Here is a 19,801-nt window from a genome sequence, read left to right on the forward strand (position 1 = left end):
TTTCTTCCAGCTGATGTTGCCGGAGCCGATTCAGCCCGTGACGTCGACGTATACGGACGCCGTTGCGGCGTGGGGGCGGGGAACGGAACGCACCGCGGCGATCTGCCTGCCGACGTCGCGCTGCCTGCGTTGGGTCAGGTCCCTCACCTCGGCGATGCCCTGCATCAGTGTGTTCGCCCGGGGCTCAAGCTCTGCCGGCAAGGGGCCCAGGCCCACGGGTGGTTCCCATGGTGCGGGGTCGGGCGGCGGCTGCTGGGCGCTTCCGGGGGATGCAAGGTCCCGCCGTATGCGGCGAACCTGGTCCTCCAGATCGGCCAACACCGAGCACCAGCCGCCCACGACCGCCTCAGCCGACACCGAGGACTCCCGATGCCCGCGCCGGTTCCGCGGCGGCCGCCGGTTGGGCGGCGGCCCCGGCCGCCTCGTGCCACGCCGTGCGCAACGGCTCGACGAGAACGATCGCCTCGCGTGTCCTCGCGGCGTCGCGGTTCACGTTGGCCGACGCCAGCGCCGTGGCAACGTAGGTGTAAAGGGCCTGCAGTCCCTCCGCGCCCGACCACACGTCTGGGCGGAGCGATCCGGAGAGTTCGGCGACGATGTCCTGGGCGTGGAGCAGGTTCTCGGAGGCGACGGGCCACTGCTCGGCCAACTGCGCTGCCTCGGCCCGGTGGAGGTCGAGGATCAGCCGGTCATAGAGCATGGTCAGCAAGCGTGCCGGGCTTGCCGACAGAATCGCCTCACGGTTGAGCTGGGCGCGTCGGTGCGCTGCGTTCATCATGACTTCTTGTTTCCCGTCGTGGGTAGCGATGAGACCTGGGAGGACAGCCAGTCCCCTTGTGAGTTCAGGGCGCTGAGCTGCACTTCCAAGGCGGAGTAGGTGCGTTCGAGGGTGGTGCGCCGGGACTCGAGCCTGCGGTCCCATTCGATGATCTGGTCGCCCATGCGGTCCACCAGGGACTCTTGGCCGGAGATCCGGGACGTGATCTGGCCGTCGTACTTGTCTGAGAGGTCCTTGGCGGCGAACTCGACGCGGGAGGCGATCTCCCGCAACGTGGCCTCGACGCGGGCCGGATCCGCCTTCAGCGCCGCCTGGAACTTCTCGTCGTCGTACTCGATGGTTCCGTCGCGGGTGACGATGATGCCGATCTCCGACGGCGACCGGCCGTCGACGGGCATGGTCGCGGCCGACATGATCCGCCGGTTCACGTCGCGGGCCGTGCTGTCGCCGGTGAAGATCATGGCCTTGGTGTCGCCGCCCGTGCCCGAGGTCACCGCGGAGTTGGTGCCGATGAACGTGAACAGGCCCCGCAGCGAATCTACGAGGCCCTTGGCCACGTCCCCGGCCGCCTTGTCGTCCCGGGCGACGTTAACCGTGACGGGCTCCGTGCCGACCTTGGCTACGGTGACGTCAAGCCCGGGCAGCAGATCGGTGAAGGTGTTGGTCGAAGACTTGACCACCTGGGCCGCCCCCGTGCCGGCCCAGAGGGTCACCTCCGCGTCCTGTGCCTCCTTGACCTGGGTCATTGGCGCCGCGCTGCCATCGATGGCGAAGGCGGCTTGGGCTCCGGTCTCCGTAGAGCTGAACTGCACCCGGAACAGGCCCTCCCCCGCCGCGACCTTCACGGCCTTGACGCCGGCGTCCGACTTATTGACCGCCGAAACGACGTCGTCGATGGACGTGGAGGCCGCCGCAATCTCGGTCTGCGACCCGTCTGCGGCGGTGATTGTGAAGCTGGCCTCGGTCCACTGTGCCATCGCACCGGACACCGTCACCTGGTTTTGCGCCGTCTTGCCGACCACCACGTCCACGGCGCCCGCAGCGGCACCGGCACGCGCCGTCGCGGTCAGCGAGTCCGAACTGCTTGCGGCGGAGAAGACCTGGAGCGCCTCCGGCTTGGCGGCCCTGCCGGCCAGTTCGGCGAGGCTCGCCACACGCGTATTGAGCGCCTGCAGTGCCGAGACCATGGTCTGCGCCGCGGACACCTTGTTCTTCAGGAGGGTCTGCGGGACGGACTCAACCTGGATCAGGGAGTTGATGAGCGCGGTGGTGTCCAGGCCGCTGGCCAGGCCGTCGAGCGAAATCCCCATGCCGCGTTCCCTTCGAGGTGTTCAGTGGTTGCCGCGGACATCCCGTGGCGGTGGTTATCCGGCCGAAGCCGGCGTCGACCGCCACGGGATGACTTTGGCGCCTAGCGCCTTGCTGCTACCGCGGGCTAGCCGAGGAGCTGCAGCACACCCTGGTTGGACTGGTTCGCCTGCGCGAGCATGGCGGTGCCGGCCTGGGACATGATGTTGGCGCGGGTGAAGTTGACCATTTCGGCGGCCATGTCGACGTCGCGGATGCGGGACTCCGCGGCTGTCAGGTTCTCACGGCCCACGTTTAGGCTGTTGATCGAAGACTCGAGGCGGTTCTGCGTAGCACCAAGGGTGGACCGCGCAGATGAGACGTTTGTGATTTCCGTGTCGATTGCAGCGATGGTCGTCAACGCACTTGCGGCAGAGTCAAAGTTCAGCGCGCCGATGGTGGCACCGAGACCCGAAACGTCCGCCAGGGTTACGTCGATCTGGTCGTTCGCCTGAGTGCTACCGGCACCCACCTGGAAGGTGAGGCTTCCGCCAGCAAGCAGTTCAGTACCACCGAAGTTTGTCGAGGCACCAATACGCGTAAGTTCCGCGCTCAGTGCCGTAACTTCCGTCTTGATGGCCGTGCGAGCCTCGGGGTTGTTCGAGTCGTTACCGGACTGTACAGCCAGATCTCGCACTCGCTGCAGAATCGAGTGGACTTCCGTCAGGGCGCCTTCAGCGGTCTGGATGACCGAGATGCCGTCCTGGGCGTTACGCGCGGCCACCGCATAACCGTTGGACTGCGAACGCAGACCCTCGGAGATGGAGAGGCCGGCCGCGTCGTCCGCTGCGCGGTTGATGCGCAGGCCGCTGGACAGCTTCTCCAGCGACTTGGACAGGTCGTTCTGCGTGTTGGAAAGGTTTCGCTGCGCGTTGATCGAAGCGAGGTTGGTGTTGACTGCCATACCCATGGTGATTTCCTCCGTGAAGTGGGTGATCTTGCTGGGTCCATCCGTGGACCTCGAGATCACCTATCGGCCGGAGCCATGGGGGCGGTTAGCGGCCCCCGGAACTTTCTTCCGAGCGGCTAGATGGCGGGCTTCAGGTGCTGCACGGCGTGTGCCGCGCGGGCGAGGCCGCCAGCCGCATGCTCGCCAAAGGTGGTGATGTACTGGTTCCGGCGCTGGGCCGCGATGCGCGAGGTGGGTTCCGGCGCGGCCGTGCGGTCGGTGTCCGGATAGTGCGTCGCCAGCCCATCGCGCAACAGCCGCATGGCTTCGGACCGCTGCTGGGACACGGCCGAATGGGTAATGCCCAGCTCCGCCGCCACTTCCTTGACGCTGGCGCCTCCGAAATAGATGCGGCGCACAATGTGCCGCATCTTATCCGGGAGCACGTCCACCGCGGTGGCAAGCATGCCGGACCGTTCGGCCGCGAGAAGCTGCTGTTCCGGCGTCTCGGACTCGGAGACCAGGTACTCGGCCATCACGTCGTCGATGCCAACGACCGTTCGGGCGGCGTCGGCCAGTGCCGCGTGGGCGGTCTCCGCGTCCACGCCGAGCGCCTCCGACAGCTCCGCGATCGTCGGCTTCCGCCCGAGCACGGACGTGAGCGTGTCCTGAACGGCCCGCGTCTCCTTGATCCGCTTGCGTGCGCCGCGGGTGGCCCAGTCCGCGGATCGCATGTCGTCGGCGAACGCGCCGAGGATCCGGCGGCGGGCGTAGGCACCGAACGGGACGCCAAGACTCGGATTGAAGGAGTCGGCCGCGGTGAGGAGTGCAATCGCGCCAACGGACGCCAAATCCTCGCGTGAGAGGTGTGTCGCCTTGGCGCACATCTCCGACGCGAGATAACCTACCAGCGGTAGATTTTCGACAACCATCTGGTTGCGCGCGGATTTTTCCAACGAGCTCGCCCTCTCATAGTGAGTCTAAGCAACCGGCTGTACCGGACACTGAGGGCAGAGCGAAATCCCCCCCACCGAAAATAGTAGCTGTGAAGCACGTGCTTTGTTTAGTGGTTCTGCTTACATTTGTGCATCGGCCGCCGATAGGCTCACAGTGTCAGGGAAACTTTGGGGGTGACCCGGCATCTTATGAGGGGAAACGGTGATGGGGACCAACGAACTTAGCGTCTTGCTCTGGAAGGAGCGGGAGCTGCTTGAGCTGCTTCAGTTCAAGCTGGAAGAGGAACAGCTGCTGCTGGTGGCCGGGAAATCCCGGTGGATCGCCAACGCAACCAAGGAAGTGGAGACCGTCCTGGACAACGTCCGGAAGGTGGGACTGGAACGCTCTGTCGAGGCTTCGGGAGTCGCCAAGGAATGGGGCGTGCGCGAGGACGCCCCGCTCTCGGAGATCGCCGCGGCCGCCCCGGCGGGTCCCTGGAAGGCGATCCTCGAATCGCACCTCACGGCGCTGCACGGCATCACCGCGGAAATCGGACGCCTCCGCGACGCCAACGACCAGTACCTGCGCGCCGCCTACCGCTCCACCCAGGAGTCCCTGGCGACGGTGGCCGACGGCAAATCGACCTACGGCCCGGCCGGAAACGGTCCTGGCCCCACCGACGCGCGCATCATCGACACCAACCTCTAGGGAGACCCCGTGAGCACCTTCGGCGGACTGAACGCCGCAATGAGTGGTCTCAACGCTGCCCGCGCGGCCCTGGAGACCGCCGGCAACAACATCGCCAACGTCAACACGCCGGGCTACACCCGGCAGCGCGCGGACATCGCCGCCATCGGCCCAACCGCCACCATGGGACTTCTCAGCGGCGGACCCCGGGTGGGCCAGGGCGCGGCGATCGTCGGCATCGCCAGGCTCGCCGACGGTCAGCTCGACGCCCGCGTCCGCGGGACGGGTGCCGCGGCTGGCCTCGCGGACACACGCGCGGCGGGGCTCTCCAATATCGAGGGCATGCTGAGGGAACCCGGGGAACAGGGCCTCTCGGCACTGCTGAACAAGTTTTGGGCCGGGTGGCAGGGCGCGGCCAACCAACCCGGGGGCGCGGCACCCGCCGCGACCGTGCTGGAAAGCGCCCGGAACGTGGCCACGCGCCTCTCATCCTCCCGCGCGGAGCTCGAGGGGCAATGGAACCAGGAACGGTCCTCGCTGGACTCCACGGTGTCAGAGCTCAACACGGCGGCCGGCCAGGTCGCCGCGTTGAACGGATCCATCCGGTCCGTCACCGCAGCCGGCGGCAACGCCAACGAACTGCTGGACCGCCGCTCCGCCCTGACCACCCGCATCGCGGAACTCGCCGGCGGGACGGTCCGTGAGGCCGGCGACGGCACGATTGACGTGCTCGTCGGCGGCAACGCCCTGGTCTCCGGCACCACTGCGCGCGCCGTTGTGGTGGCCGGAGGCATAGCCATGGGCGCGGCCGCGCCCACCGTGGAGTGGGCGCACCGGCCCGGCCGCGCCCTAGGTGCGGACGGTGGACGCCTCGCCGGTTCCCTTTCGCTGCTTGCCCCGTCCGACGGGGCGGGAACGGGTGGCGCCTACGCCGAGACGGCGGCGGCGCTCGACGGCGTCGCCCGATCGCTGTCCGACCAGGTCAACGCGGTCCACGCAGGGGGAACGACGGCGGACGGACGAACGGGGCTGGACTTCTTCTCCTACGACGCGGCAAATCCCGCCGCGTCGCTGGCGGTGTTGGCCACCGGGGCACGCGACCTGGCGACCCGCTCCCCGGGCGGCGCCACCCTGGACGGATCCAATGCCGACCGCGTGTCCGGCCTGTCCGGCGCGGCGGGCGGGCCGGACGCCCTGTGGTCTTCGATCGTGCTCGGTGTGGGACTGTCCGCACAGTCCGAGGCGCAGCAGTCGGTCGTGGCCGCCGTGGCCGCAACCAGCGCTGCCGCCCAACAGCAGTCAGGCGCCGGCGTTTCCCTCGATGAGGAAAACGTCGCACTGCTCGCCCATCAGCACGCATACCAGGGGGCGGCCCGCGTGATGACCGCCATCGATGAAATGCTGGATACGCTCATCAACCGCACCGGCGTCGTCGGACGCTAGACGGAGGACAACATGATCAACCGGGTCACCAACGCGGGAGCCAGCGTCGCGGCGCAGCGGAACCTGCAGGCCGCCATGCAGCGGCTGGCCACCATCCAGGAGAAGGCTTCCTCGCTGAAGGAGATCTCTCGCCCCAGCGACGATCCCGCCGGCGCGGCGAACGCCATGACCGTCCGCGCCCAACAAAGCGCCAACGAGCAATACACGCGGAACGTGCAGGACGCCAAGGGATGGCTGTCCGCGGTCGACGGCGCCCTGACGGACGCCACGTCGGTTCTGCACCAGATCCGCGACCTGACGGTGCGCGGCGCCAACGACGGCGCCCTCTCCACCAGCAACCGGGAGGCCATCGCGATCGAATTGGACACGCTGAAGGACTCGCTGCTGTCCGCGGCGAACACCCGCCACATGGGCCGCAACGTCTTCGCGGGCACCACGGACATCGGCGCGGCCGTCGGGCCCGGTTACGCCATGGGCGCCGGCCTCGGAACGGTGGAACGGCGCACGGGCGAGTCGACGACGGTCCGCGTCGACGCCGACGGCCAGGCGGCCTTCGGCTCGGGCGGGGACAGCGTCTTCGCCCTGGTCGACCAGATCGCCGCGGATCTCCGCGCCGGCGTCAACGTCTCGGCGCGCCTCGCCGACGTGGACCGCCACCTGCAGTCCGTGCTCTCCGTCCAGGCCGCCTCCGGCGCGAGGCATGCCTCGGTCCTCGCGGTAGAGGAAGGTCTGCTCGACGAGAAGGTGGCGTTGGAGGGACAGCGCGGGAGCATCGAGGACGCCGACCTGGGCACGGTGGCACTGGAGCTCAAGGTGCAGGAGGTCGCCTATCAGGCCGCCCTCTCCGCATCGGCCCGCGTCCTCCAGCCCTCGCTGATGGACTTCCTGCGGTGAGCGCCGCCACAGGGACCGAATTGACGGTCGCCGCCCCGCTGCCGGGCATGGAAAGCCTCACGACGTTCTCCCTGGTCCCGGTGGAGCACGCCGTCGGCCTCTTCTCGCTCGAGTCCACGGAAGACGAGGAGGTCCGCCTGTACCTGCTCGATTCCGCGACGCATCTTCCCGACTACCGGCCGCGGTTCTCGGACGAGCAGCTTGGCCGGATCGGAACCCCCGCGGCCGGCGGCCTGTCGATCCTCACCATCGTCAACACCTCGGGCGGCCGGCCGACCGTCAACCTGTTGGCCCCGCTGCTGGTCAACGACGCCACAGGCGCCTGCGCCCAGGTCATCCTCGACGGGCAGGATTGGCCGCTCCGGGCTCCGCTTCTGGCGCCCGCCTAGCGCCCGCCGTCCCGGAGTAGGCTGGCCGCGTGGCCATCCTCATTGATCCGCCGGCGTGGCCGGCGCACGGTACCGAGTTCTCCCACCTGGTTTCCGACCATTCGCTGGAGGAGCTTCACGGCTTCGCGGATCGGGCCGGGCTTCCGGAACGCGCGTTCGACAGGGACCACTACGACGTTCCGCGCCGCCGCTACGCCGACCTGGTGGCCCAGGGCGCGGTCCCCGTCGCCGCGACCGAACTGGTCCGCCGCCTGCTGGGGAGCGGCCTGCGCGTCCCCGCGCGGCAACGGCCGGAGAAGCTGAACGGAATCCTGATCGCCTCGTGGGACAGGCTGGTTCCCGGCTGCCCCGCCGTGGGTCGCGAACTGGTGCGGCGGTGGTCGGAGGACCACCGGCACTACCACGACCGGACCCACCTCCTGGCGGTAGTGCGCGCGCTGGACCTCCTGTCCGGCGAGGGCGAGCCCGCCGGCCGTCACCCGCGCGCACCCTGGCTGGCCGCCTGGTTCCACGACGCCGTCTATGCGGGCAGACCCGGCGAGGACGAGGAGCAGTCCGCCCAGCTCGCCGAGCGCCTGCTGGGCGATGCCGCGCTGGACTCGGAGGAGGTGCGGGAGACGGCGCGCCTGGTCCGTCTCACCGCCGGGCACCGCCCCGATCCGGACGATGCGCCCGGCCTGCTGCTCTGCGATGCGGACCTCGAGGTGCTCGCCCGCCCGCCGGCCGACTACGGGCGCTATGTGGCCGCCGTGCGCCTCGACTACGCGCACGTCCCGGCCGCCGCCTTCGCCGCGGGCCGCGCGGGCGTACTGCGCTCCCTCCTGGCGCTGGATCCGCTCTACGGGACGGCGACGGCCCGGCGGCTCTGGGCCGCGGCCGCCCGCACGAACCTCGGCCGGGAACTCGCCGCCCTGGAGGCTTCGCGGTAGAACGCCGATGGCCGCGGCCCCCGAGGGGAACCGCGGCCATCGTTGTCCGGTCAGCGACCGAAGGTGCTCGGGTGGTGCCGCCGCAGCGGCGGGAGGCTAGAAGCCGCCCATGCCGCCCATGTCGTCGCCACCGGGCATGGCCGGAGCGGCCTTTTCCGGCTTGTCGGCGACAACGGCCTCCGTGGTGAGGAACAGGCCGGCGATGGACGCGGCGTTCTGCAGTGCGGAACGCGTGACCTTCACCGGGTCGTTCACGCCGGCGGCGAGCAGGTCCTCGTAGACGCCGGTTGCGGCGTTCAGGCCGTGGCCCGCGGGCAGGCCCTTGACCTTGTCGGCGACGACGCCCGGCTCGAGGCCGGCGTTGAAGGCGATCTGCTTCAGCGGGGCCTCGATGGCGACCTTGACGATGTTGGCGCCAGTCGCTTCGTCACCCTCGAGGACGAGCTTCGCGAACGCGCGCTCGCCAGCCTGGATGAGGGCGACGCCGCCACCGGCGACGATGCCCTCTTCGACGGCGGCCTTCGCGTTGCGAACGGCGTCTTCGATGCGGTGCTTGCGCTCCTTGAGCTCAACCTCGGTGGCCGCGCCGGCCTTGATGACGGCAACGCCGCCGGCCAGCTTGGCGAGGCGCTCCTGCAGCTTCTCGCGGTCGTAGTCGGAGTCGGAGTTCTCGATCTCGGCGCGGATCTGGTTGACGCGGCCGGCGATCTCCTCTGCGTCCCCTGCACCTTCGACGATGGTGGTCTCGTCCTTGGTGACGACGACCTTGCGGGCCTGGCCCAGCAGGTCGAGCGTGGCGGTCTCCAGCTTGAGGCCGACCTCCTCGGAGATGACCTGTCCGCCCGTGAGGATGGCGATGTCGGCCAGCATGGCCTTGCGGCGGTCGCCGAAGCCCGGCGCCTTGACGGCGACGGACTTGAACAGGCCGCGGATCTTGTTGACGACCAGGGTGGCCAGAGCCTCGCCCTCGATGTCCTCGGCGATGATCAGCAGCGGCTTGCCGGACTGCATGACCTTCTCCAGGACCGCGACGAGGTCCTTGACGTTGGAGATCTTGGAGTTGACGATCAGGATGTACGGATCCTCGAGGACCGTTTCCTGACGCTCGGCGTCGGTGACGAAGTAGGCCGAGATGTAGCCCTTGTCGAAGCGCATGCCCTCGGTCAGTTCGAGGTCCAGCCCGAAGGTGTTGGACTCCTCGACCGTGATGACGCCTTCCTTGCCGACCTTGTCCAGGGCCTCGGCGATGAGCTCGCCGATCTGGTTGTCCCCGGCGGAGATGGACGCGGTGGCGGCGATCTCTTCCTTGGTCTCGATCTCCTTGGCGGAGGAGAGCAACTCGGCGGTGACGGCCTCGACAGCCTTCTCGATGCCGCGCTTGAGGCTCAGCGGGTCGGCGCCGGCGGCAACGTTGCGCAGGCCTTCCTTGACCAGGGCCTGAGCCAGAACGGTGGCGGTGGTGGTGCCGTCGCCCGCGACGTCGTCCGTCTTCTTGGCAACTTCCTTGACGAGCTCGGCACCGATCTTCTCGTACGGGTCCTCGAGCTCGATTTCCTTGGCGATGGACACGCCGTCGTTGGTGATCGTGGGTGCGCCCCACTTCTTCTCCAGAACGACGTTGCGGCCACGCGGGCCGAGGGTCACCTTGACGGCGTCGGCCAGGGTGTTGAGGCCCCGTTCGAGGCCGCGGCGTGCTTCCTCGTCAAATGCAATCATCTTGGCCATGGCGGCTAGTGGTCCTTTCGGGACGGTCATGCGTTTTCATGGGCCGGAGGCAACGCCCGCGACGGACGGTAGCCGGTAGGCGGTTTCGGTACGCCTGCCAGACTTCCTCGCTGCAACTGGCCCGGGGTTCACCCAAGGTTCCGCGACGAACGGCGGCCGATCGGCGTTGGCCGACGGACACTTAGCAGTCGCGGGACCCGAGTGCTAAACCAATTATTGGCACTCTCCCATCGAGAGTGCAAGCGCGGCGCCCGATTCGGTTCATCAATGGCGGAGACGCGCCCCCGAATCAGCCGTAGTTGCGGCCGAGGACGACCGAAATCTCCACCGGGATGTTCGGCGTCTGGAAGACGGTGGCGATGCCGAGCACGCGCGCTGCCTCCTCGGCGGTCGCTCGGGACGAATCCGCCCGGTAGTAGACCACGGAGTACTCGACCTGCTTCGTCCAGTTGGACGTGCTGACGGCGGTGAAGCCTCCGCCGCGCAGTCCCGCCGCGCCGGACGCGGCCAGCCCTGCCCTGGCCGCGCCGTTGTAGACACCGACGGGGGTGGACAGTTCGACCCCTCCCTCCGCCTCGGCGGGGTCGTCCGTGGGACTCGCCTCGGTGGACTCTTCCGCTTCCTCCGACTCGGGCGCCTCGGATTCGGCGGCCTTTGACTCGGCGGGCTCGGGCGTCTCCGTCTCCGAGGGCTCCGCGGACTCCGGTGCGCCGGACGTAACGGACGAGGCGTCCGTGGAGTTGCCTGGCGCCGCGGCGGGTGCGCCGGTGAACTGCGGAAGCACCAGGAACGAGAACAGGCCCACCAGCAGGGCGAGGGCGCCGACGCCCATCAGCGGGCCGAGCCCTGAGCGGGAGGCGGCGCCGGCAGACTCGGCGCGGTGGACACCGTTGCGGTCGGTGAACTCCGGCACCCTGTCGAATTCGTCGTTCGAGTACTTGCTCATGGTTGTCCTTGGCTCAGATCGAAATGTCGGCGGCCGCCGATCGTTTGGTCGTCCGCGGAAGGCCGGGAACCACCCGGGCGCGTCCGCCGTGCCAGCTAGGCCTCGGTGGCCAATCTGCGGGCGCTGCGGGCGCGGTGCCGGGTTGAACGTAGTCTACGCAATCTCTTGACCAGCATTGGATCGTGCGCCAACGCGGCATCGGTGTCTATCAGCGCGTTGAGGAGCTGGTAGTAGTTGGCCGCCGAGAGGCCGAACAACTCACGGATGGCCTGTTCCTTCGCGCCGGCGTATTTCCACCATTGGCGCTCGAGCGCGAGGATGCGCTGCGACCGTTCGTCCAGGGCGCTGTCCGGGTCAACCGCGAACTCCAAGGCGGTCTCTTCCGCTGCCACAAACGCTCCTCCCGGTCGACTGCCGCGCTGGCGCGGGGCACGCCTCCCATGGTAGTTGCGAATGACAGCCTTGTCATTCGCGGCTGCCGGCCGCGCGCGCGGCAGAATGGACGGATGGACCAACCCCGGGAGACGCAACAGCAGGGCGCCCTTTTCGAGCTGCCGGGCGGGCCGCAGCGGCGCGGCGCCGGGCGTGTGGGGCGCCCCGACGCCAACGACGAGCCTGCCGCGACGGCGGCCATGGCGCCCGACTGGGCGGAGGCCCTCGCGCCGGTCGCCGGGCGCCTCGCGGGTATCGAGGCCGAGCTCCGGCGGCGGCGTGGCCTCGGCGAGGAGGTGCTGCCCGAGGCGGAAAATATCCTGCGGGCCTTCACCCGCCCATTGGCCTCGGTCAGGGTCCTGATCGTCGGTCAGGACCCGTATCCGACGCCGGGCCACGGCATGGGCCTCGCCTTCGCCGTCGAACCGCACGTCAGGCCCCTGCCCCGGAGCCTGGCGAACATCTACCGCGAACTCGCGAACGACGTCGGCGGGGTCCCGCCCGCGCACGGGGACCTGTCCGCGTGGACGGACCAGGGCGTGCTCCTCCTCAACCGGGTGCTCAGCGTGGAGGCGGGGGCCGCGGGATCACACCGCTCGCTGGGGTGGCAGGAGGTGACGGACGCAGCCGTCGCGGCCTTGGCGGCACGCGGCACGCCGCTGGTGTCCATCCTCTGGGGGCGGGACGCCGGGGCGGTGGCGCCGCTGCTTGACGGAACGGCCGTGATCCGCAGCGCCCACCCGTCGCCACTGTCGGCGCGCCGGGGGTTCTTCGGATCCCGCCCGTTCAGCCGCGCCAACGCGCTGCTCGCGGACCAGGGCGCGGCACCGATCGACTGGAGCCTGCCAGCCGCGTCGTAGGGGACGGGCGCCGCGTTAGCGGCGGCGGATGCGCCGTCGTTCGTGGCTGTTCCACCCCTTGGTCAGCGGGCGGGCGATCGTGTCGCCGAGGACGACCCCCCCGGCGATGGCCAGGATGATCGTGAACGCGTTGAACATCTCGACGAGGCCGGCCGTCATGTCGGTGCTGTCGATCGCGATCCCGTACATGGCGCGGAAGATCATCAACCCGGGAAGCAGGAACACGATGGCGGGAACGGCAACCACGAGCTGCGGCGCGCCCATCTTGAGGGCGACCCAACGACCGGCGGCGCCCACGACTGCCGCGGCGATCGCGGGTGTCAGCCGCTCCCCCACCCCGATGGTTTCGGCGCCGACGAGGGCCAGGTACCCCACCAGGGAGACGCCGGCGGTGGGCAGCACAAGATTGTGGGTGGTCTGCTCGAACACGCCCGCGCACACCACGGCGATGCCGACCAGCAGGACCAGGAGCCACGTGGGATAGGCGATCTGGTTGATCTGGGCCACGTCCAGCTCCTGGATCCCGGCGAGCGCGCCAAACACCAGCCCGGCCATGATGCCCGCGACGATACCGCCGTAGATGATCATGGCGGAGAAGAAGCGGCCCGCGGCCGTGACCGGGAAGCCGTTGATGGCGTCCTGCACGGAGGAGACGAATCTCGAGGACGGCAGCAGCAGCATGATGCCGCCGGCCACCACGATGGCCGGCGAGATGGGGACGTCGAGCGCCCACAGGATCATGGCGATGCTGGTCATGACCAGCGAACCGAGGCCCACCGCGAAGAACTCCGGAACACGCCAGCGACCCGCGACCTTCATGACCTGATTGACCAGGCAGAAGGACGCGAAGGCGACCAGCGCGCCGATCCATTCGCCTCCAATAAAGAGCACGAACGCCGCCGAGAACCCTCCTCCGGCCGCCGTGACCATCCACCGCGGAAACGGCTTGGGCCGGTGGGTGATGTCCTGGAGGCGGTCCACGGCCTGCTGCCGGGTCACTCCGCCGGACACGATGTCCGACACAAGCTGGTGGAGCAGGGCCAGGCCGGCGTAGTTGCTGGTCCACGATCGCACGACGCGCAGGATGCTCATCGGCAGCTGGTCGGCCGGCGCGTAGTTGAGGTGGATCGACTGGTTGGTGATGTCCACGTCGACGTTGCGCAGCCCAAGCGAGGCGGTGACGGCAATGATGCTGGTCTCGGCCTCGAGCGCACCCGCGCCGTAGCGGAACATCGCCTCGGCGAGATCGAGCGCGAACTCGAGCGTCTTGCGGGCGCTCGCGTCCTGGGCGCCGACCTGGATCGTCGGGTTGGCATAGGGGCTTCCGACGAGGCGGTCGACGATGGAGAAGGCCTGCGTGGGCGGGGCCTCGGACTCCATCAACCGCGCGAGCATGCGCCTCGCCGCGGGGTTGACGCGCGGCACGGGCCGGGCGACGGCGGGGTCGATGGGCACGGTGGGCGTGGTTCCGGTGCCGGGCCGGGGCGGGACTCCCCATGCGATGCGGTTCTTCCCGCCGTTCTTCGGCGGCTTCCGGGCCGGCTTCGGCTTCTGGGCGCCCGGATAGGGGGCCGACGGCGGCGCGGTCTCCTCCGGAAGGTCGGTCTCGTCCCAGTCGGGCTCGGTCTTGGAGCGGTCGTCCGGCGATCCCGGCAGGTCGGCGCTTCCGGTCGGCAGCACCGCTTCCGTGCGCGGCCTGCGCGCGACCGGGCGCTCCATCTCCGACGTCGTGACGCGCGGCATCATCCCGGCGCGGGGGTGCGGATCCGGCGATCCGACGGCGCCTTGAGGGGTGTCCTGGGTGTCGCTCGGGGACACGTGCTCTCCTGTTCTGCGGTGCTCTGTCCTTTCAACTGTACAGCCGCAAAACCGGCCCAAAGCGGCGTATCGCGGGGGCCCGGCGAGTGCTTGGTCACGGCGCCGAATCCGCCCGGCCGGGGCGGGCGGCAGGCGGGTGCGCGGAGGCGGGAATACCCGGAGGACGGCCGCGGTTCTTATATGCGATTGCATATAACAGAGGAGTCCACCACATGGGTCAGCAGCTAGAAATCGGCGTCGAAACCTTCGGCGATGTCACGGATGGCACCGACGGCCAACCATTGCACTACGCACAGGTCTTGCGGAACATTTTGGCCGAGGCGCGGGCCGCGGACCAGGCGGGGCTCGACTTCTTCGGCGTCGGCGAGCACCACCGTCCCGACTACGCGGTGTCCGCGCCGGAAGTGGTCCTGGGCGCCATCGCCGGCCAGACGGAGCGCATCCGGCTCGGATCGGCGGTGACGGTCCTGAGTTCCGACGATCCCGTCCGGGTGTTCCAGCGCTTCGCGACCGTGGACGGGCTCTCCAATGGCCGCGCAGAGGTCATCCTGGGACGCGGCTCCTTCATCGAGTCCTTCCCCCTCTTCGGCTACGACCTGAAGGACTACGAGGTCCTGTTCGAAGAGAAGCTGGCGCTGTTCGCCAAGCTGCTGGACGAGCAACCGGTCACGTGGCACGGATCCACCCGGGCCGGGCTGTCGGGCCAGCGGGCCTACCCGAACACCGAGTCGGGACGGCTGGGCGCCTGGGTCGGCGTGGGCGGCAGCCCCGAATCCGTCGTCCGCGCCGCGCGGCACGGCCTGCCCCTGTTCATGGCGATCATTGGCGGGGACCCCTTGGCGTTCGAGGGACTCGCGCGCCTGTACCGGCGCTCCCTCGAGGAGTTCGGCCACGAGCCGAGGCCCATCGGCGCCCACGTCCACGGCTTTGTCGCCGGGACGGACGAGGAGGCGCTGGACACGCTCTGGCCGCACTACAAGCGGGTCATGGACAAGCTGGGCTCCGAGCGCGGCTGGCCGCCGGCGTCGAAGATGCGCTTCCTCGCCTCCGCCGGACCGGAGGGCAACCTGTTCGCCGGCTCTCCCGAGACGGTCGCCAAGAAGTTCGTGCGCGCGGCAACGGGCCTCGGACTCTCCCGCCTGGACATCAAGTACAGCAACGGTTCGCTCCCCCACGAGGACATGGTGCGGAGCATCGAGCTCCTCGGCACGAAGGTCAAGCCGCTGGTCCTGGACATGCTGGCCGACCAGCCGTAACCAGGGCGGGCTCAGGCGCCGCACAAACGCAGGAGGGCCCCCGCCACGGCGGGGGCCCTCCTGCGTTTGGTGGTTCTTACTGGACTCGAACCAGCGACCTTTCGCGTGTGAAGCGAACGCTCTAACCAACTGAGCTAAAGAACCGAGTTTGTGCGCCACGTGGGCGTACCCAGCAAGGGTACCGGAGCCACGGCGGGCCCGCCAAATCCTGTGCGACCGGCCGCGGAACCCGCCGGAGGGCTCCTGACGCGCCGCCGGACCCGTCCGGCGCGGGCCACCGGGGTCGAGCCCGGACCCGCCGCGGCGTATGCTCTGGAAATGGCGCGATTCCTTGACATCCATCCCGAGAACCCCCAGTCCCGGCTCATCACCCAGGCGGTGGAGCTGGTCCGCTCCGGCGGGTTGATCGCCTACCCCACCGACTCGTGCTACGCGCTCGGCGCCCAGATGGGTAACAAGGACGCGCTGGAGCGGATCCGGGCCATCCGCCGGCTCGACGACAAGCACCACTTCACGCTGGTCTGCAAGGACTTCGCGCAGCTGGGGCAGTTCGTGGAAATCAACAACCGGGTCTTCCGCAGCATCAAGGCGGTCACGCCCGGCAGCTACACGTTCATCCTCCCCGCCACCCGCGAGGTTCCCCGTCGCCTCCTCCACCCGAAGAAGAAGACGGTTGGGGTGCGCATCCCGGACCACACCGTGGTCCAGGCGCTCTTGGCCGAGCTGGGCGAACCGCTGCTGTCCAGCACCCTGCTACTCCCGGACGACGAAGAGCCCATGACGCAGGGCTGGGAAATCAAGGAGCGACTGGACCACGTGGTCGACGCCGTGCTGGACTCCGGCGACTGCGGAGCCGAGCCGACCACCGTTGTGGACTTCTCCAGCGGCGAGGCGGAAATCGTCCGCGTCGGCATGGGAGACCCGTCCCGCTTCGAATAAGGGATCCCGCCGTGGCACGCGCCACTTCGGGAATACCCCACGCGGTGGCGCGGGTTGTGGCTGTGGATACCCCACAACCCCAGGAGTTCACGTGCAGCTGTTCACCCCGCTGGCCTTCGGCGACCTCGACCTGCCCAACCGGCTGGTCATGGCCCCCCTCACCCGTTCGCGTTCCGGCGTCGACGGCGTCCCCACGGACATCGTCGTCGAGTACTACAGGCAACGCGCCTCCATGGGCCTGATCGTCAGCGAAGGCGTTTACCCCTCGTTCGCGGGCCAGGCCTTCGTCCGGCAGCCCGGGCTCGTGACGCCGGAACACGTTGCCGGCTGGCGCAAGGTGACGGACGCCGTGCACACCGCCGGCGGTCGGATCATCGCGCAGGTCATGCACTCGGGCCGCGTCACGCATCCGGAAACCACCGGCGGACGCGACGTGGTCGCACCCAGCGCCATCGCCATCGACGGGCACTCGCACACCTACTCGGGCAAGCACCCCTACCCGGTGCCGCGCGCACTCGAGACCTCGGAACTGCCCGGCATCGTCGAGGAATTCGTGCGGGGCGCGCGCAACGCCATCGACGCCGGCTTCGACGGCGTGGAACTCCACGGCGCCAACGGATACCTGCTCCACGAGTTCCTGAGCCCTGCCGCCAACCGTCGAACCGACGCCTACGGCGGCAGCCCGGAGAACCGCGTGCGTCTGGTCGTCGAGGTCGCCACCGCGGTGTCCGCCGCGATCGGCGCCGGCCGCACCAGCCTGCGCATCTCGCCCGAGCACAACATCCAGGGCGCCCTGGAGACGGATTCGGACGACCTCCGCGCGACCTACACGGCGCTCGTTGAGGCGCTGGCCCCGCTGGGGCTGTCCGGACTGAGCATCCTCCACCCGGATCCCTCCGGCGAGTTCGTGCAGCACCTGCGTACCCGCTTCTCCGGCCCGGTCATCCTGAACACCGGATTCGCGACGATCACCACGCGCGAGGAGGCCGAGGCGCTCGCGAACGACGGGACCGCGGACCTCGTCGCCGTCGGACGACCCGTACTCGCCAACCCGGACCTTGTGCTGCGCTGGCGCGATGGCCTTCCGCTGAACGAACCCGACGCCGGGACGTTCTACACGGAGGGCGCGGAGGGGTACACGGACTACCCCTTCTGGCAGAACTAGCGGGCCGCCGACCGCCGCGCCCCGCGATGCGGGGCGGGGCGGTCAGGTGCCGCAGAAGGTCCGGTAGTGACCAAAGTCCTCCGGGGCGCCCGCCGCGTACCGCTCCAGACCGGGCCGTTCCTCGAACGGCGCCGTCACGGCGTCGAGGATCAGCGCCAAGGGCTGCAGGTCCCCGGCGGTGGCGGCGGCCAGCGCCTCCTCGACCAGGTGGTTGCGGGGGATGTAGACCGGATTCGCGCGGTCCATCGCCTCCGCGTCCGGTCCCACGGAGCGCCATCGCTCCAGCCAGGCGTCGAAGGCTGCCGGCTCGGCAAACCACGCGCGCGCCGCGTCCCCGTTGCCGCGGGCGGCCGCGCCCAGGCTCCGGAAAAACGAGGTGTGGTCCACGCGCGCGCCCTGCATCAGGCTCTCGAGGTCGGCCGCCAACACCGCGGCGGCCTCGTCGTTGGCCGCCGCGCCTAGCCCAAGCTTGGCGCGCATGCCGGCGGCGTGGGCCGCGCCGTACTGCGGCCGGAACGCGTCGAGGGACTCCACGGCGAGTTCAATCGCCCGGTCCCGGTCGTTGTCGAAGAGCGGCAGGAGCGCCTCGGCGAGCCGGGCAAGGTTCCATTCCGCGACCAGCGGCTGGTTGCCGTACGCGTAGCGCCCACCCTCGTCGATGGAGCTGTAGACCGTCGCGGGGTCGAAGGCCTCCATAAAGGCGCAGGGGCCATAATCGATGGTCTCGCCGGAGATGGTCATGTTGTCCGTGTTCATGACCCCGTGGACAAAGCCGACGAGCATCCACTGCGCCACCAGCGAGGCCTGGGCCGAGACGACCGACCGGAACAGCGCGAGATACGGGTTCTCCTCCCCCGCAGCCCAGCCGTGGTGGCGGGCGATGGCCAGGTCGGCGAGGCGGCGCACCAGGTCCGGATTGCCGCTGGCCGCCGCGTATTGGAAGCTGCCGACGCGCAGGTGGCTGTCCGCGACCCGTGTGAGCACGGCACCCGGCAGGGCGGCGTCGCGCAACACGGTGCCTCCGGTGGCGACGACCGCCAGCGACCGCGTGGTGGGGATCCCCAGCGCGTGCATGGCCTCGCTGACGATGAACTCGCGGAGCATCGGCCCCACCGCCGCCAGGCCGTCGCCGGCTCGGGCGAACGGGGTGACCCCGGAGCCCTTGAGATGGACATCCCGGATCCGCCCGTCCGGGGTGGTCAGTTCGCCGAGCAGCAACGCGCGGCCGTCGCCGAGGCGTGGCGAGTACGATCCGAACTGGTGCCCGGCATAGGCCTGGGCCACGGGCGTCGCGCCATCGGGCACCGCCGTGCCCACCAGAAAGGCAATCCCCAAGGGCGTCCGGAGCGCCTCGGGGTCCAGACCCAGCTCCGCCGCCAGCGGCTCGTTCAGCACCAGGAGTTGCGGTTCGGGAACGTCCGCCGCCTCCCACGGGATCGCCATTTCCGGGAGCTCCCGGGCAAACTGCCCGTCCAGCGTGAACTGTTGCCGCAGTGTGGTCCTCATGGTTCGAGAATACCCGCGGCGCTCCGAACGCGGGCCGCTAGTCCACGGGCGCCGGGCCCGAGAAGCGGGCCAGCGTGGCGCGGGCGTGCCGGAGCAGCGGCTCGTCCACCATCTGGCCCTCGAAAGCGAACACGCCGTCCGCGTTCCGCGCGGCGTCCAGGACGCGCCTGGCCCGTTCGGCCTCCTCCGGGGTGGGAGTGAACGCCCGGCGGATCACGGGCATCTGGCCCGGATGGATCGAAGCCTTGGCCCCAAACCCGGACGCCCGCGCATCAAGGGCCTCCGCCAAGAGGCCCTCGTGGTCCGGGATGTCGACGTAGACGGAATCGATGCCCACCTTGCCGAACGCGCCGGCGGCAAGCAGCACCCTCGACCTGGCGTGCGCGGCCACGTCCCGGTAGCCGCCGGCCGCGTTCCGCGACGAGGAGCCGCCGAGGGTGGCGACCAGGTCCTCCGCTCCCCACATCAGGGCGACGACGTTGGGCGCGGCCGCGATCTCCGGGGCGTTGAGGACACCGCGGGCCGTCTCGCAGAGGGCCACGACGCCGAGGTCGGCGAGCGCCACGAGTTCGTCCGCGCCCTCGGTCTTCGCCAGCATCACGGTCGTGTACGGCGTCTTGGCCAGCGCGGCCAGGTCGGCGGCGAAGTCCGGCGTGCCCACCGGGTTCAGGCGAACCATGGTCCGGGCGGGATCCAGCGGGTGCTCCGCCAGTGCGCGGCGGGCCGCGGGCCGGTTCTCGGGAGCGACGGCGTCCTCCAGGTCGAGGATGACCGCATCCGCCCGGGCAATCGCCTTGTCGTAGCGGTCGGCCCGGTCGGCGGGGCAGAAGAGGATGGCCGGCCCCATCGCGAAGGTGTCCAC

20 protein-coding genes and 1 tRNA gene are annotated in these 19,801 nt (G+C 69.6%); 9 read left to right on the forward strand and 12 right to left on the reverse strand.

The genetic code is table 11. The features are described 5' to 3' along the window. Positions 1-30: 30 nt before the first annotated feature. From AC3ZJJ_RS11845 to AC3ZJJ_RS11865, 5 genes are all read right to left on the reverse strand, one after another. Positions 31-357, reverse strand: coding sequence for a hypothetical protein (locus tag AC3ZJJ_RS11845; protein WP_489892024.1), 327 nt, complete (start codon positions 355-357; stop codon positions 31-33). Next, a complete protein-coding gene (locus tag AC3ZJJ_RS11850) occupies positions 347-775 on the reverse strand; it encodes a flagellar export chaperone FliS (RefSeq protein ID WP_489892025.1) in 429 nt (142 codons plus the stop codon). The genes AC3ZJJ_RS11845 and AC3ZJJ_RS11850 overlap by 11 nt, the downstream gene beginning before the upstream one ends. Further along, positions 775-2,088, reverse strand: a complete 1,314-nt coding sequence (fliD, locus tag AC3ZJJ_RS11855; RefSeq protein ID WP_489892026.1) for a flagellar filament capping protein FliD — start codon at positions 2,086-2,088, stop codon at positions 775-777. Before fliD ends, AC3ZJJ_RS11850 begins: the two co-directional genes overlap by 1 nt. A 125-nt stretch (positions 2,089-2,213) precedes the next feature. Beyond that, a complete protein-coding gene (locus tag AC3ZJJ_RS11860) occupies positions 2,214-3,035 on the reverse strand; it encodes a flagellin N-terminal helical domain-containing protein (protein WP_489892027.1) in 822 nt (273 codons plus the stop codon). Positions 3,036-3,151: 116 nt separating this feature from the next. Next, positions 3,152-3,946, reverse strand: coding sequence for a sigma-70 family RNA polymerase sigma factor (locus AC3ZJJ_RS11865; RefSeq protein WP_489892028.1), 795 nt, complete (start codon positions 3,944-3,946; stop codon positions 3,152-3,154). A gap of 229 nt (positions 3,947-4,175) precedes the next feature. On the opposite strand from AC3ZJJ_RS11865, the gene AC3ZJJ_RS11870 reads away from it, so the two are divergent. Genes AC3ZJJ_RS11870 through AC3ZJJ_RS11890 form a run of 5 tightly spaced genes read left to right on the forward strand, consistent with a single transcriptional unit; the run spans position 4,176 to position 8,292 of the window. Beyond that, entirely contained in the window at positions 4,176-4,658 is a 483-nt protein-coding gene (locus AC3ZJJ_RS11870; RefSeq protein WP_489892029.1) for a flagellar protein FlgN, read from the forward strand. Positions 4,659-4,667: 9 nt separating this feature from the next. Further along, a complete protein-coding gene (gene flgK, locus AC3ZJJ_RS11875; RefSeq protein WP_489892030.1) occupies positions 4,668-6,080 on the forward strand; it encodes a flagellar hook-associated protein FlgK in 1,413 nt (470 codons plus the stop codon). 12 nt (positions 6,081-6,092) lie between these two features. After that, positions 6,093-6,974, forward strand: a complete 882-nt coding sequence (locus AC3ZJJ_RS11880; protein WP_489892031.1) for a flagellin N-terminal helical domain-containing protein — start codon at positions 6,093-6,095, stop codon at positions 6,972-6,974. After that, the gene (locus AC3ZJJ_RS11885; protein ID WP_489892032.1) at positions 6,971-7,363 is read left to right on the forward strand and encodes a flagellar assembly protein FliW; all 393 of its coding nucleotides are present in this window, start codon (positions 6,971-6,973) and stop codon (positions 7,361-7,363) included. Before AC3ZJJ_RS11880 ends, AC3ZJJ_RS11885 begins: the two co-directional genes overlap by 4 nt. A gap of 29 nt (positions 7,364-7,392) precedes the next feature. Further along, positions 7,393-8,292, forward strand: a complete 900-nt coding sequence (locus AC3ZJJ_RS11890; RefSeq protein WP_489892033.1) for a DUF4031 domain-containing protein — start codon at positions 7,393-7,395, stop codon at positions 8,290-8,292. Positions 8,293-8,388: 96 nt separating this feature from the next. Here the strand turns inward: AC3ZJJ_RS11890 and groL are convergent, their stop codons facing one another. The 3 genes from groL to AC3ZJJ_RS11905 form a co-directional block, all read right to left on the reverse strand. After that, positions 8,389-10,017 carry a chaperonin GroEL gene (groL, locus tag AC3ZJJ_RS11895; protein ID WP_489892034.1) on the reverse strand — a complete coding sequence of 543 codons (1,629 nt, stop codon included), beginning with the start codon at positions 10,015-10,017 and terminating at the stop codon, positions 8,389-8,391. Positions 10,018-10,306: 289 nt separating this feature from the next. After that, on the reverse strand, positions 10,307-10,963 hold the full coding sequence (locus AC3ZJJ_RS11900) for a LytR C-terminal domain-containing protein (protein ID WP_489892035.1): 657 nt from the start codon (positions 10,961-10,963) through the stop codon (positions 10,307-10,309). Between the two features lie 95 nt (positions 10,964-11,058). Then, positions 11,059-11,355, reverse strand: a complete 297-nt coding sequence (locus AC3ZJJ_RS11905; protein WP_489892036.1) for a DUF3263 domain-containing protein — start codon at positions 11,353-11,355, stop codon at positions 11,059-11,061. Between the two features lie 114 nt (positions 11,356-11,469). On the opposite strand from AC3ZJJ_RS11905, the gene AC3ZJJ_RS11910 reads away from it, so the two are divergent. Further along, positions 11,470-12,255 carry a uracil-DNA glycosylase gene (locus AC3ZJJ_RS11910; protein ID WP_489892037.1) on the forward strand — a complete coding sequence of 262 codons (786 nt, stop codon included), beginning with the start codon at positions 11,470-11,472 and terminating at the stop codon, positions 12,253-12,255. A gap of 15 nt (positions 12,256-12,270) precedes the next feature. On the opposite strand, the gene AC3ZJJ_RS11915 is transcribed toward AC3ZJJ_RS11910, so the two are convergent. Beyond that, the gene (locus tag AC3ZJJ_RS11915) at positions 12,271-14,073 is read right to left on the reverse strand and encodes a threonine/serine exporter family protein (protein WP_489892038.1); all 1,803 of its coding nucleotides are present in this window, start codon (positions 14,071-14,073) and stop codon (positions 12,271-12,273) included. 212 nt (positions 14,074-14,285) lie between these two features. Here AC3ZJJ_RS11915 and AC3ZJJ_RS11920 point away from each other — a divergent pair, with 212 nt between their 5' ends. Further along, entirely contained in the window at positions 14,286-15,329 is a 1,044-nt protein-coding gene (locus AC3ZJJ_RS11920) for an LLM class flavin-dependent oxidoreductase (protein WP_489892039.1), read from the forward strand. Between the two features lie 67 nt (positions 15,330-15,396). Here the strand turns inward: AC3ZJJ_RS11920 and AC3ZJJ_RS11925 are convergent. Next, a tRNA-Val gene (locus tag AC3ZJJ_RS11925) sits at positions 15,397-15,473 on the reverse strand. Positions 15,474-15,647: 174 nt separating this feature from the next. On the opposite strand from AC3ZJJ_RS11925, the gene AC3ZJJ_RS11930 reads away from it, so the two are divergent. Together AC3ZJJ_RS11930 and AC3ZJJ_RS11935 are read left to right on the forward strand one after the other, a co-directional pair. Beyond that, positions 15,648-16,268: an L-threonylcarbamoyladenylate synthase gene (locus AC3ZJJ_RS11930; RefSeq protein WP_489892040.1), complete on the forward strand. Its 621-nt coding sequence runs from the start codon at positions 15,648-15,650 to the stop codon at positions 16,266-16,268. Positions 16,269-16,416: 148 nt separating this feature from the next. Next, positions 16,417-17,433 (forward strand): alkene reductase, encoded by a 1,017-nt coding sequence (locus AC3ZJJ_RS11935; protein WP_489895821.1) that lies wholly within the window; start codon positions 16,417-16,419, stop codon positions 17,431-17,433. A 42-nt stretch (positions 17,434-17,475) separates the two neighbouring features. Here the strand turns inward: AC3ZJJ_RS11935 and AC3ZJJ_RS11940 are convergent, their stop codons facing one another. Both AC3ZJJ_RS11940 and AC3ZJJ_RS11945 read right to left on the reverse strand, forming a co-directional pair. Continuing rightward, the gene (locus AC3ZJJ_RS11940; protein WP_489892041.1) at positions 17,476-18,939 is read right to left on the reverse strand and encodes a protein adenylyltransferase SelO; all 1,464 of its coding nucleotides are present in this window, start codon (positions 18,937-18,939) and stop codon (positions 17,476-17,478) included. 37 nt (positions 18,940-18,976) lie between these two features. Then, positions 18,977-19,801, reverse strand: coding sequence for an HpcH/HpaI aldolase/citrate lyase family protein (locus tag AC3ZJJ_RS11945; RefSeq protein WP_489892042.1), 825 nt, complete (start codon positions 19,799-19,801; stop codon positions 18,977-18,979).

The organism is Arthrobacter sp. AOP29-A2-19 (genome assembly GCF_058138025.1).

Excerpts from the sequence above, each read along its gene's own strand:
- AC3ZJJ_RS11850 (WP_489892025.1), bottom strand. The coding sequence starts at position 775 with ATGAACGCAGCGCACCGACGCGCCCAGCTCAACCGTGAGGCGATTCTG.
- fliD (WP_489892026.1), bottom strand. The coding sequence starts at position 2,088 with ATGGGGATTTCGCTCGACGGCCTGGCCAGCGGCCTGGACACCACCGCG.
- AC3ZJJ_RS11860 (WP_489892027.1), bottom strand. The coding sequence starts at position 3,035 with ATGGGTATGGCAGTCAACACCAACCTCGCTTCGATCAACGCGCAGCGA.
- AC3ZJJ_RS11865 (WP_489892028.1), bottom strand. The coding sequence starts at position 3,946 with ATGGTTGTCGAAAATCTACCGCTGGTAGGTTATCTCGCGTCGGAGATG.
- AC3ZJJ_RS11870 (WP_489892029.1), top strand. The coding sequence starts at position 4,176 with ATGGGGACCAACGAACTTAGCGTCTTGCTCTGGAAGGAGCGGGAGCTG.
- AC3ZJJ_RS11880 (WP_489892031.1), top strand. The coding sequence starts at position 6,093 with ATGATCAACCGGGTCACCAACGCGGGAGCCAGCGTCGCGGCGCAGCGG.
- groL (WP_489892034.1), bottom strand. The coding sequence starts at position 10,017 with ATGGCCAAGATGATTGCATTTGACGAGGAAGCACGCCGCGGCCTCGAA.
- AC3ZJJ_RS11900 (WP_489892035.1), bottom strand. The coding sequence starts at position 10,963 with ATGAGCAAGTACTCGAACGACGAATTCGACAGGGTGCCGGAGTTCACC.
- AC3ZJJ_RS11910 (WP_489892037.1), top strand. The coding sequence starts at position 11,470 with ATGGACCAACCCCGGGAGACGCAACAGCAGGGCGCCCTTTTCGAGCTG.
- AC3ZJJ_RS11920 (WP_489892039.1), top strand. The coding sequence starts at position 14,286 with ATGGGTCAGCAGCTAGAAATCGGCGTCGAAACCTTCGGCGATGTCACG.
- AC3ZJJ_RS11930 (WP_489892040.1), top strand. The coding sequence starts at position 15,648 with ATGGCGCGATTCCTTGACATCCATCCCGAGAACCCCCAGTCCCGGCTC.
- AC3ZJJ_RS11935 (WP_489895821.1), top strand. The coding sequence starts at position 16,417 with ATGGCCCCCCTCACCCGTTCGCGTTCCGGCGTCGACGGCGTCCCCACG.
- AC3ZJJ_RS11940 (WP_489892041.1), bottom strand. The coding sequence starts at position 18,939 with ATGAGGACCACACTGCGGCAACAGTTCACGCTGGACGGGCAGTTTGCC.